Source organism: Marimonas lutisalis (assembly GCF_005434965.1).
In the GTDB taxonomy this organism is placed as follows: Bacteria; Pseudomonadota; Alphaproteobacteria; order Rhodobacterales; family Rhodobacteraceae; genus Marimonas_A; species Marimonas_A lutisalis.
The window spans coordinates 1,160,153-1,172,331 of record NZ_SKCI01000001.1; the positions used below are offsets into that span (position 1 = coordinate 1,160,153).

Annotated in this window: 9 protein-coding genes; 5 read left to right on the top strand and 4 right to left on the bottom strand. The window is 64.0% G+C overall.

Going from position 1 to position 12,179, the window contains the following annotated elements; all coding sequences use genetic code 11:
• Positions 1–30 precede the first annotated feature (30 nt).
• Entirely contained in the window at positions 31–1,368 is a 1,338-nt protein-coding gene (locus tag E0501_RS05600; RefSeq protein WP_137700336.1) for a sigma-54-dependent transcriptional regulator, read from the top strand.
• A 4-nt stretch (positions 1,369–1,372) separates the two neighbouring features.
• Here E0501_RS05600 and E0501_RS05605 read toward each other — a convergent pair whose 3' ends face one another.
• Positions 1,373–2,356, bottom strand: a complete 984-nt coding sequence (locus E0501_RS05605) for a hypothetical protein (RefSeq protein ID WP_137700337.1) — start codon at positions 2,354–2,356, stop codon at positions 1,373–1,375.
• A 518-nt stretch (positions 2,357–2,874) separates the two neighbouring features.
• Between E0501_RS05605 and E0501_RS05610 the strand changes: the two genes are divergently transcribed.
• The 4 genes from E0501_RS05610 to E0501_RS05625 all read left to right on the top strand — a co-directional run bounded on the left by E0501_RS05610 (position 2,875) and on the right by E0501_RS05625 (position 9,117).
• A complete protein-coding gene (locus E0501_RS05610) occupies positions 2,875–5,556 on the top strand; it encodes an Rne/Rng family ribonuclease (protein ID WP_137700338.1) in 2,682 nt (893 codons plus the stop codon).
• 140 nt (positions 5,557–5,696) lie between these two features.
• Complete coding sequence (locus E0501_RS05615) at positions 5,697–6,440, top strand: cytochrome c biogenesis CcdA family protein (protein WP_137700339.1); 744 nt, start codon at positions 5,697–5,699, stop codon at positions 6,438–6,440.
• 108 nt (positions 6,441–6,548) lie between these two features.
• Positions 6,549–7,769: a hypothetical protein gene (locus tag E0501_RS05620; RefSeq protein ID WP_137700340.1), complete on the top strand. Its 1,221-nt coding sequence runs from the start codon at positions 6,549–6,551 to the stop codon at positions 7,767–7,769.
• Positions 7,750–9,117: a cytochrome P450 gene (locus E0501_RS05625; protein ID WP_137700341.1), complete on the top strand. Its 1,368-nt coding sequence runs from the start codon at positions 7,750–7,752 to the stop codon at positions 9,115–9,117. The genes E0501_RS05620 and E0501_RS05625 overlap by 20 nt, the downstream gene beginning before the upstream one ends.
• Before the next feature lie 106 nt (positions 9,118–9,223).
• Here E0501_RS05625 and grxD read toward each other — a convergent pair whose 3' ends face one another.
• The 3 genes from grxD to purL all read right to left on the bottom strand — a co-directional run bounded on the left by grxD (position 9,224) and on the right by purL (position 12,144).
• Positions 9,224–9,586, bottom strand: a complete 363-nt coding sequence (gene grxD / locus E0501_RS05630) for a Grx4 family monothiol glutaredoxin (protein WP_137700342.1) — start codon at positions 9,584–9,586, stop codon at positions 9,224–9,226.
• 33 nt (positions 9,587–9,619) lie between these two features.
• Positions 9,620–9,856 (bottom strand): BolA/IbaG family iron-sulfur metabolism protein, encoded by a 237-nt coding sequence (locus E0501_RS05635; protein WP_137700343.1) that lies wholly within the window; start codon positions 9,854–9,856, stop codon positions 9,620–9,622.
• 122 nt (positions 9,857–9,978) lie between these two features.
• Positions 9,979–12,144: a phosphoribosylformylglycinamidine synthase subunit PurL gene (gene purL / locus E0501_RS05640; RefSeq protein WP_137700344.1), complete on the bottom strand. Its 2,166-nt coding sequence runs from the start codon at positions 12,142–12,144 to the stop codon at positions 9,979–9,981.
• Between the last annotated feature and the right edge of the window lie 35 nt (positions 12,145–12,179).

Sequence of the window (12,179 nt, forward strand, 5' to 3'; positions counted from 1 at the left end):
GCGGCGGGTGGCATCGGAGGACCATGTGCGATGGCCAAGGCAATGAAAATCGCGATCGTCGACGACGAGCAGGATATGCGCCAGTCGATCAGCCAGTGGCTGGCGCTGTCGGGCTATGACACCGAAACATTCGCCAGCGCCGAGGATGCGCTCAAGAAGCTGGGCGCGGATTACCCGGGGATCGTGATTTCGGACATCAAGATGCCGGGTATGGATGGCATGCAGTTCCTGAAGAAGCTGATGGGCCAGGACAGCGCGCTGCCGGTGATCATGATCACCGGGCATGGCGATGTGCCGATGGCCGTTGAAGCGATGCGCGTTGGCGCGTTCGATTTTCTGGAAAAACCGTTCAATCCCGACCGGATGACCGAGCTGGCCAAGAAGGCCGCAAATGCGCGCCGCCTGACGCTGGACAACCGGGCGCTGCGCAAGGAGCTGTCGGATGGCGGGCAGCTGATGAAGAAGCTGATCGGCGCGAGCCCGGTGATGGAACGGCTGCGCGAGGATATCCTGGACCTGGGACAGGCCGATGGCCATGTGCTGATCGACGGCGAGACCGGTACCGGCAAGACGCTGGTTGCGCATGCGCTGCACGCGGTGGGCGCGCGCGCGGGCAAGAAATTCGTGCTTCTGACCTGCTCGGCCTTCGAGGAAGACGCGCTGATGAAGCGGCTTTTCGGCCCGATGCAGCCCGAGGACAGTCAGCTGCCGGCGGTGGAAGAGGCACGTGGCGGCACGCTGGTGCTGGAAGATATCGAGACGCTGCCCGACGCGGTGCAGGCGCGGCTCTTGTCCTTCATCAACGAAGAAGGCAGCCCGCCCGAGACCCGCATCATCGCGATTTCCAACCTGCAGGAGCAGGGCAAAACCTGTGAAGATGCGTTGCGGTCCGACCTGTTCTACCGGCTGGCGGCGCTGCGCATCACCGTGCCGCCGCTGCGCCAGCGCGGCGAGGATATCCTGACGCTCTTTACCCGGCTGAGCGAACAGTTCGCCGAGGAATACGGCTGTGACGCGCCGAAGGTGAGCGCGCAGGAGGCCGCGCAACTGTTGCAGGCGCCGTGGCCGGGCAACGTGCGCCAGCTGATCAACGTGGCCGAGCGCGCGGTGCTGCAATCGCGCCGCGGCTCGGGCTCGATCGCGTCGCTGTTGATGAGCGATCACGAGGAGATGCAGCCGGTGATGACGACGGAAGGCAAGCCGCTGAAGGAATACGTGGAAGCCTTCGAGCGGATGCTGATCGACAACACCATGCGCCGCCACAAGGGCAGCATTGCCAACGTGATGGAAGAGCTGTGCCTGCCGCGCCGGACGCTGAACGAGAAAATGGCCAAGTACGGGCTTCAGCGGTCGGATTACCTGAGCTGACAGGTCAGCCCGAGGGCAGGAGCGAAAGCAGGATTTGGGTGAGCTCTGCTGCGTCGCCTGCCGTGATCCAATCACTGAAATCTCTTCCGGTGTTTGTCGTCTTGTCGCCGAATTTGACCCCGGTGATCGCGCCGGTCCAATGCGTTGCGTTCAAAAAGCTGAGCGGGACACTGTATTTGGCGTTAATCGCATCAGTTTTGCGGTAGACAACGCGTGGGCTGACGGCGTGGGGCGCCATGACCGTAATCGTCGTGACACGGAGTGCATATGTGCTTGCAGGTCGGTTGGCGCGGTCATGGTCGTAGTCGCGCATGAGCAGCAGATCGGCCTGGTCGGGGCTGGGCACGCGTGTCACGCACATGGTTTGCCCGGTATTCATCTGCAGTTTCTGTTTTCGCCCGAGATTTTGTTTTCTGAAGTTGTATTCGTTCTTGCAGCGTTCTCCGTCAAAGGGGGTGAGCATGAAGCTTTTGCTGACCCCAGGCAGAGAAAGATCGCCGGCGACGGGTTCGGTCAGGATGCTGACGATGGCATTTGTCTTTGTCTTGAGAAGCATCTCGCAGAGCGTGTTGCAAACATAGGCGTCGCGAATGCCCGCCAGCGCGATGGAAAGCCCGCGCGCCTTGACGGTTTTTGGGGCGATGTCCTTGGCGGTGATCGATGCGCCGTAGGACGCGTAGATTCCGTTGGCAATCACCGGATACCCAAAGCCCACCCCGAAAACGAGAAATGCTGCGAAGGGAGCGCGCATCCGCGAGAGCCGTGGAACTGCTCCGAGGACCAGGTCGGTAAACAGGAAGACCCCGAGAAACCACGTTGCGGCCGGAATGTTCTTGATGACCCAGAAGTATAGTAGACCACCATAGGGAATGTTCCGGCTAAAGTAGGTGGGGGTCGCAATGCCACCCAGAGAAATAAACAGGGTGGCGAGGCAAAGTAGGGAGAAAAGCAGCCAGGCAAACAGGCGGAAACTCATACGTGCAAGCATTTGATGGGTCCTTGTGCGTTTCGTGAACCGTGCTTGTTCTTTTTGTGAGAAGTTAGGCCGAAACCTGAAATAAGTTTGTTGCGTCGCGTCGCAGGAACCACCGACGAACGGGGTCAAGCGTTCGATTAGCCATTGTAATCGGTCCATCCATGGCCTTATGTAATGGGAGCGGCAAAGTGTGTGTTTCCACTTGCCGAGAGAGTTTCACTGTCAGGACCCGGTGCAGGCCAACGAGCCGGCACGTTCGGACAGGATGAATGGGCCCCACGGGGCCGGAAGAACGGTCCGCCACCCCCAACGGGCGGGTGCTCCGGACTAATGAACGGGTTGTGGTTTCGCGGAAGCGGCTGCAGCCGGAGAAGAACCGCGATGAAGCGCGCGAGATCATTGAGAGTGAGAGCAGGGGGCCCCAAGGCCCGGTGCTGTCGCGCGCCGTCCATCGCCAGAATCAGCCACGCAACCAGAACCGCTGCGCCCCCCGGGGCGGGGGCGGGACTGCGCGCGTGCGAATGGACAACATGGCCAAGAAAATGCTTATCGATGCCACCCACGCGGAAGAGACCCGCGTCGTGGTGGTTGACGGAAACAAGGTTGAGGAGTTCGACTTTGAATCCGAGAACAAACGCCAGCTTGCCGGCAATATCTATCTAGCAAAAGTTACCCGGGTCGAACCGTCGCTGCAGGCGGCATTCGTCGACTATGGCGGCAACCGCCACGGTTTCCTGGCCTTTTCCGAGATTCACCCCGATTACTATCAGATCCCGGTCGCCGACCGCGAGAAGCTGATGGAAGAAGAGCGCGCCTATGCCGAGGCAATGAAGGCGCGCGAGGAAGAGGAAGAAAAGAAGCCCCGCCGCAGCCGCCGGTCGTCGAGAAAGTCGAAGGCCGCGCAGGTCGAGAGCGAGGACGCGGTCGAGACCAGGGAGATCGACGAGGGCGGGATCGCCGGGATGGAAACCATCGACCTGGCCGGGGACGAGGTGCCCGAGGGCACGTCGCCCATCGACCTGGTCGAGGAAACGCCGGTGGAAGAGCCCGAGACCGGTGATGACGAGGCCGAAAGCCGCGAGGCAGACGAGGCCGAGACCGAAACCGAGGCCGAGGCGGCCGACGAGGACGAGGAAGACGCGACCGCCGCGGATGCCGCCGAGAAGGATGACAGCATCGAGTCGGTTGCCGACGACGATGACCAAGAGGACATCCGCCCGCCGCGCAAGCCGCGCCCGCGCCGCTACAAGATCCAGGAAGTGATCAAGGTGCGCCAGATCCTTCTGGTGCAGGTCGTCAAGGAGGAGCGCGGCAACAAGGGTGCGGCGCTGACCACCTATCTGAGCCTGGCCGGGCGCTATTGCGTGCTGATGCCGAATACCGCGCGCGGTGGCGGAATCTCCCGCAAGATCACCAATGCCGCGGATCGAAAGAAGCTGAAAGAGATCGCAGGCGAGATCGACGTGCCGCAGGGCGCGGGGCTGATCATCCGCACGGCGGGCGCGAAGCGCACCAAGAGCGAGATCAAGCGCGACTACGAATACCTGCAGCGCCTGTGGGAGCAGATCCGCGAACTGACGCTGAAATCCATCGCGCCGGCGAAGATCTATGAAGAGGGCGACCTGATTAAGCGGTCGATCCGCGACCTTTACAATCGCGACATCGACGAGGTTCTGGTCGAAGGCGAGCGCGGCTATCGCATCGCCAAGGACTTCATGAAGATGATCATGCCGTCGCATGCCAAGAACGTGAAGAACTACCAGGACGCGCTGCCGCTGTTCGCACGCTACCAGGTCGAGAGTTATCTGAGCGCGATGTTCAACCCGACGGTGCAGTTGAAATCGGGTGGTTACATCGTGATCGGCGTGACAGAGGCGCTGGTGGCGATCGACGTGAACTCAGGGAGGGCCACCAAGGAAGGCTCGATCGAGGAAACCGCGCTGAAGACCAACCTGGAGGCCGCCGAGGAGGTGGCCCGCCAGCTGCGCCTGCGCGACCTGGCCGGCCTGATCGTGATCGACTTCATCGACATGGACGAGCGCCGCAACAACAACGCGGTCGAGAAGCGTCTGAAAGACAAGCTCAAGACAGACCGCGCGCGTATCCAGGTGGGCCGGATCAGCGGTTTCGGCCTGCTGGAGATGAGCCGCCAGCGGTTGCGCCCGGGCATGATCGAAGCCACCACCCAGCCGTGCCCGGCCTGTCACGGCACCGGCCTGATCCGCTCGGACGATAACCTTGCGCTGTCGATCCTGCGCCAGATCGAGGAAGAGGGCACGCGGCGCCGTTCGCGCGAGGTGCTGGTGAAATGCCCGGTGGGCATCGCCAACTTCCTGATGAACCAGAAGCGCGAGCATATCGCGCAGATCGAGGCGCGCTATGGGTTGAGCGTACGGGTCGAGGGTGACCCGATGCTGATTTCGCCCGATTTCAGCATCGAGAAGTTCAAGACCGCTACGCGGGTCGTGCCCGAGGCCACCGCGCCGGTTGTGTCGGTCGACACATCGTTGATGGAGGAGATCGACAACGACGCGATCGAGGCCGAGGATACCGTCAAGCCGGAGGAGGATGAGGGCGAACAGAAGCCCAAGAAGCGCCGCCGCCGCCGCCGTCGCCGGTCGAAATCGTCGCAGAACGGCGAAAACGGCGAGAACGGCAACGGCGATCAGGGGGAAGAGACTGTTGCCGAGGGTGGCAAGGCCGAGGCTGAGGAGGCCAAGCCCGTAGAGGAAACCCCGGCCGAGGCCGAAGAGACCAAGCCCGCCGAGGAAGCGGAGAGCAAGCCGAAATCCAGATCGCGCCGCTCCTCGTCGAAATCGAAGGCCACGGATAAGGAAGCCGAGGAGGTCAAGGAGGCTGAGGAGGCGAAACCTGCAGCGGAAGAGGCCGAGGAGAAGCCGAAGAAGACGCGCAGCCGTGCCAAACCGAAGCCCAAGGCCGAGGAGAGCGCCGAAGAGGCCAAGGGCGAAGACGCGGCCGCCGAGCCAGCGCCGGAAGCCGTGGCCGAGGAGAAGCCGAAGAAGACGCGCAGCCGTGCCAAGCCAAAGCCCAAGGCCGAGGAAGAGCCAAAGCCCGAGCCCGTGGCCGAAGTCGAACCCGCAGCGGCCATGGCCGGGACCGGTAACGACGCGGTCGTGACCGCCGAGGCCGAAGCCGAGGCCGAGCCGGACAAGCCCAAGAAAAAGGGCTGGTGGTCGCTGGGCCGGGGGTAGGGCCTTTTCCACGAATGAAACGTTGCGCCGCGCCCCAGGGGGCGCGGCGTTTTTCATGCCTGACACGGTCGCGCAATCCCCAACGATCTTGTGACATCGCGCCGCGTGACGCGGGACGGGGAATGGCGTAAGGGGAAAACATGTTCGGAATCGAGATCATAGACGCCGCGCTGATCCCGGCGATGCTGGTGGCCCTGCTGGCCGGTGTACTGTCTTTCCTGAGCCCCTGTGTGCTTCCCATTGTGCCACCCTATCTGGCCTACATGTCGGGCGTGTCGGTCAGCGACCTGAGCGAAGGCAAGAACCGGGCGATCATGCCGGCGCTGTTCTTCGTGCTGGGGCTGAGCACGGTGTTTCTGCTTTTGGGGTTCACCGCCTCGGCGGTGGGAACGCTGTTCCTGGAGTTTCAGACCTGGTTCAATGCCCTGGCAGGCATTCTGGTGATGATCTTCGGGGCGCATTTCATCGGCATCTACCGCATCGGGTTCCTGGATCGCGAGGCGCGGATGGATGTGGGTGACCGCGGCGGCAGCGCCTTTGGTGCCTATATCCTGGGCCTGGCCTTTGCCTTTGGCTGGACGCCCTGTATCGGGCCGCAGCTGGGCGCGATCCTGGGGCTCGCGGCGCAGGAGGGATCTGTTACGCGGGGCACGCTTTTGCTGGCGGTCTATGCGGCGGGGCTGGGTATTCCGTTCCTGCTGGTCGCGGCTTTCCTGCCGCGCCTGTCGGGGCTGATGGGCTGGATGAAGCGGCATATGGAGCAGATCGAGAAGGTGATGGGCCTGCTGCTCTGGACCATCGGCCTGTTGATGCTGACCGGCGGGTTTTCCACCTTCTCCTACTGGCTGCTGGAGCAGTTCCCGGCGCTTGCCGCGCTTGGCTGAGGACGCGCGCGAATTTTCGGCGAAAATTCGGGGGTGCGAGGCGCGCCGGGGCGCCTTACTCTTGCCGGGGTTTTGCGCTAGGCTCCGCTGCAAAGAGGTGTGCGAGTGATGGGCATCGAGCAAAGAGTGAAATGCCGCAAGGTGTTCTATATCCCAGGTTACGACCCGATCCACCCGCGCCGCTATCGCGAGCTGTACCGCAAGGAGGGGCGCGCGCAGGGCGGGATTTCGGGCTACGAGATCGCGCTGGCGCCGAAGGCGGGCGCAGAGCGTTATGGCTGGCACGTGACGGGGCAGATGGACGGCGCGGAAACCGAGACCGATTTCGAGGTGCTGGTCTGGTCGGATATCGTGCGCGATAGCATGGGGCTGGGCATTCTGGCGACCTATCTGCAGCTGTTCCGAACCGCCTGGGCCTATATTGCATCGGGGGCGTTGTGGCGCCTGATGAAGCTGCGCAAGGGGCCGGTGATCGCCGCGCTGTACCCGGTGGTGTTCCTGCTGGTGCAACTGGCACTGGCCCTGCTGATCGCCTGGGGGCTGGGCCGGGTATTGGCCCTGTTGCATCCCTTGGCCGCCTGGGGCGGGCTGGCCGTGGTGCCGGCCATCCTGGAATGGTTCCGCAAGCGTGATGGCAAGTTTTTCGCCTATTACCTGATGCATGACTATGCTTATTCGGCGCAGTCAAAAGGGGCCAATCCGCCGGAGCTGGAGGCGCGGATGGCCGATTTTGCGGATGTCATCGCCGGGGCCCTGGGCCAGGAGTTCGACGAGGTTCTGGTGGTCGGCCATTCCTCGGGAGCGCATCTGGGCGTGTCGATCCTGGCCGATCTGATCCGGGCGGGACGGGTGCCGGCCGACGGCCCCGCATTGTCCTTCCTGAGCCTCGGCCAGGTGGTGCCGATGGTCTCGTTCCTGCCGCGTGCTGACCGTCTGCGCGCCGACCTGCGCTATCTTTCGGCGCGCGACGAGCTGGCCTGGGTCGACGTGACCGCGCCCGGCGACGGTTGTGCCTTTGCACTGTGCGATCCGGTTGCCGTGTCGGGCGTGGCGCCCGAGGGAAAACGCTGGCCGCTGGTCATCTCGGCGGCGTTCACGCAGACCCTGAGCCCGGCACGCTGGAAAGAGCTGCGCTGGCGGTTCTTCCGGCTGCATTTCCAGTATCTCTGCGCCTTCGACCGGGTGGGCGATTACGACTATTTCCGCATCACCGCCGGGCCGATGACGCTGGGCCGGCGGTTCGAGGGGCGGCAGCCGTCGAAATCGCGGATCGAGCGCGCGGTGTCGAAATATGTCTCGGTGGGCGAGAATGACCCCGCGCCCGCCTAAACCGCCCGCGCGCGACGGGCGCGTTTCGCTGTGGCGCTATGCGCGGCTGTTCCGGCAGGATATCCTGTCGGCGCAGCCGGCGCGCCTGTACCGGGCGTGGATGGCCGAGTTCCGCACGCCGTTTTTCCGATCCTTCATGTGCAATGAGCCCGCGCTGGTGGACCTCGTGCTGAAGGAGCGGGCCGACGATTTCCCGAAATCCGACCGTGTGCGCGAAGGGCTTGCGCCGCTTCTGGGCAATTCGGTGTTCGTGACCAATGGCGAAACCTGGAAGCGGCAGCGGCGGATCATCGACCCGGCCTTCGAGGGCGGGCGGCTGCGCGACGTGTTCCCGGCGATGTGGGCGGCGGGCGAGGCGAGCGTGGCGCGCATGGGCGCGCTGGCCGATGGCAGCCCGGTGGAGATCGAGGCGCAGACGTCCCACGCCGCGGCGGACGTGATTTTCCGCACGCTTTTTTCGATCCCTATCGAGCATGAACTGGCCGCGCAGGTCTTCGGGAAGTTTCGCGAGCATCAGCGCGCGCAGCCGGTGCTGAACCTGGGCGCGGTGCTGCCGTTGCCCAAATGGTTCCCGCGGTTTCACAGGCGCGAGACCAAGCGCACGGCGCGCGAGATCCGGGCGCTGATCACGCGATTGACCGCGACGCGGATGGACGAGATCGCGGCGGGGCGGGCGCCCGATGACCTGGCCACGAAGATCATGACCACCGCCGATCCGCAGACGGGCGAGCGGTTCGATACCGAAGAGATGGTCGACCAGGTGGCGATCTTTTTCCTGGCTGGGCACGAGACCAGCGCCAGCGCGCTGGCCTGGGCGCTCTACCTGCTGGCGATGTATCCCGACTGGCAGGAGAAACTGGCCGGAGAAGCGGCACGGGAACTGGGCGCGCGAGCGGAGTTTGCCGCGGTATCGCGCCTGCGCGTGTCGCGCGACGTGTTCCGTGAGGCGCTGCGGCTTTATCCGCCGGTGCCGATGATGGTGCGCGAGGCCGCGTGCCCCGAGCATTTCCGCGACCGTGAGGTGCCGAAGGGCAGCCAGATCGTGCTGAGCCCGTGGCATCTGCATCGGCATGAGCGGTTGTGGGACAGGCCCGACGATTTCGACCCCGGGCGGTTTCAGACCGAAAATGGCAAGACCTGCCTGCGCACGGCCTATATGCCGTTTTCCGCGGGGCAGAGGGTATGCACCGGCGCGGGGTTCGCGATGGTCGAGGGGCCGCTTTTGCTGTCGATGCTGGTGCGGGCCTATCGGTTCGAGCTGGTCGAGGCGCGTCCGGCGATGCCCGTGGCGCATCTGACGGTGCGGGGCAGGGACGGGATCTGGTTGAAGATCACCCGGCGGGGGTGAAGTGCCGCCGTGTGGGCGGACTTGGGGGCGCTGCCCCCAAACCCCCGGAGTATTTGCGGCAAGATGAAGAGGCGGGCCGGGTGCATGGCCCGCCTGCTTGATCAGATCAGGCGTTAGCTTCGCGGATCTTGTTGGCGGCGTCCTTGTCGAAGGTCACACCGCTTTCTTCGAGAAGCGTGTCGAGCTCGCCCGAGAGGGTCATCTCGGTGACGATGTCGCAGCCGCCGACGAACTCGCCCTTGACGTAGAGCTGAGGGATGGTGGGCCAATCGGAATAGTCCTTGATGCCCTGGCGGATGGCATCATCGGCCAGCACGTTCACGTCGACGAAATCCACGCTCATGTAATTGAGCACACCGGCCACCCGCGAGGAGAACCCGCATTGCGGCATGGTCTTGGTGCCTTTCATGTAGAGCACCACGTCGTTGGATTTGACGGTTTCGTCGATCCGGGTTTTTGCGTCGGTCATTTTGGTCTGTCCTGTTCGGTCTGCGTTTCGGGATCAGTCGGGCGCGCGGGTCGTCAGCGCCAGCGCGTGCAATTCGCCATCCGGGCCGTCCATCTTGCCTTTCAATGCGGCATAGACGGCGCGTTGCTGCTGCACGCGGTTCTTGCCGCGGAAGCTTTCGTCGATGACCAGCGCCGACATGTGGCGCCCGTCACTGCCTTCGACGGTGATCTGCGCATTGGGAAAGCTTTCGCGAAGCAGGTGTTCGAGCTCTTGCGCGTATACGGCCATGGCGGATGGTTCCCTCCCTACGGTTTGACTCAAGATTTAGGCCGCGCGGCGGCCGCGCGCAAGGGAGGGGCAGGCCCAAGCGCGAAAAGATATGCCCGAATTGCCGGTTTTTGCCGCCGGGATCAGCCGAGCGCCTCTTCGAAGGCGCCGCGATAGGTGGCCGAAAGCTCGGAGAGCGGCGCAGACGAGGCGCCGAAGCTGACCTGATCGCCGGTGAATCGTCCGACGCTGTGAATCGGTACGCCGGCTTGACCCGCGGCGACCATAAGCGCTTCGGCCTCGTCGAAGTTGCAGGCGACGAGGTAGCGCGCCTGGTCCTCGCCGAAGAGCTGGGCCATGTCGTCGGTATCGATATGGATGCCAACGCCTGCGGCCTCGGCCATTTCAAAAGCGGCGAGCGCAAGGCCGCCATCGGAGAGGTCGGTGCAGGATTTGATCAGCGCGTGGTTGGCGCGGATGAAATCGCCATTGCGTTTCTCGGCCGCAAGATCGACTGTGGGCGCGTCGCCCTCGCTGCGGTTGAAGACCTCGGCCAGGAGGGCGGATTGGCCCAGGTGGCCCTGGGTGTCCCCGATCAGGAGCGCCACGTGGCCGTCGCGCGGCAGGCCGAGGATCGCGTCGTCCTCGGTCTTGATCAGGCCGACGGCAGCAATGGTCGGCGTTGGCAGGATCGCCGCGCCATCGGTTTCATTGTAGAGCGAGACGTTGCCCGAGACGATCGGCATGTCGAGGGCGGCGACGGCTTCGCCGATGCCTTTGATCGCGCCGACGAACTGGCCCATGATCTCGGGCTTTTCGGGATTGCCGAAATTGAGGTTGTCGGTCGAGGCAAGCGGGGTCGCGCCCACGGCGGTGAGATTGCGGTAAGCCTCGGCCACGGCCTGTTTGCCGCCCATCGCCGGGTTGGCCTTGACGTAGCGCGGCGTCACGTCGGAGGTGAAGGCCAGCATCTTGCCGGTGTCATGGACGCGGATGACGCCCGCGCCGAAGCCGGGGGTGCGCACCGTGTCGGCCATGACCATGGTGTCGTACTGTTCGTAGATCCACTGTTTCGCCGCGTAGTTGGGCGAGGAAATCAGTGCGCGCAGCCCGTCGACCGGATCGATGCCGGGCACGGTGGCGGCATCGAGCGGCTCGGCCGGCGCGGTGGCCTCCCACGGGCGGTCATATTCGGGGGCGGAGCCCGAGAGGGTGGCGAGCGGCAGGTCGGCCTTCACTTCGTTGCCGTGCAGGATGAGGAAGCGGTCCTCGGCGATTGTTTCGCCGACGATGGCGAAATCGAGGTCCCATTTCTCGAACACCGCGCGGGCCTCGGCCTCTTTTTCCGGGCGCAGCACCATGAGCATGCGTTCCTGGGATTCCGAGAGCATCATCTCGTAGGCGGTCATGTTCTCTTCGCGCTGCGGCACGTCGTCGAGCTGCAGTTTGACGCCAAGGCCGCCCTTGTCGCCCATTTCCACGGCCGAGCAGGTGAGGCCGGCGGCGCCCATGTCCTGGATCGAGATCACCGCGCCGGTCTGCATCAGTTCCAGCGTCGCCTCCATCAGGCGTTTTTCGGTGAAGGGGTCGCCCACCTGCACGGTGGGGCGTTTTTCCTCGATCGTCTCATCGAACTCGGCGCTCGCCATGGTGGCGCCGCCGACGCCGTCTCGGCCGGTCTTGGCGCCGAGATAGACCACCGGCATGCCGACGCCCGAGGCGGCCGAATAGAAAATCTTGTCGGCGTCTGCCAAGCCGGCGGCGAAGGCGTTCACCAGGCAGTTGCCGTTATAGGCCGGATCGAAGCGAACTTCGCCACCCACGGTCGGCACACCGAAACAGTTGCCGTAGCCGCCGATGCCTTCGACCACACCATGCACCAGCTGGCGGGTCTTGTGGTGATCGACCGCGCCGAAGCTGAGCGAGTTCATCGCGGCGATAGGACGGGCCCCCATGGTAAAGACATCGCGCAGGATGCCGCCCACGCCGGTGGCCGCGCCCTGGTAGGGCTCGATATAGGAAGGGTGGTTGTGGCTCTCCATCTTGAAGATGACGGCCTGGTTATCGCCAATGTCGATCACGCCCGCGTTTTCGCCGGGGCCGCAGATGACCTGCGGGCCTTCGGTGGGCAGGGTGCGCAGCCATTTCTTGGAGGACTTGTAAGAGCAGTGTTCGTTCCACATCGCCGAGAAAATACCGAGCTCGGTAAAGCTGGGCTCGCGCCCGATGATTTCCAGGATACGCTGGTACTCGTCCGGCTTGAGGCCGTGGGCTTCGATCAGGTCTTCGGTGATGGCGGGCTCGGTCATGTGGTGCTCTTCCCCAGATGCATGTGCCGTGGCAG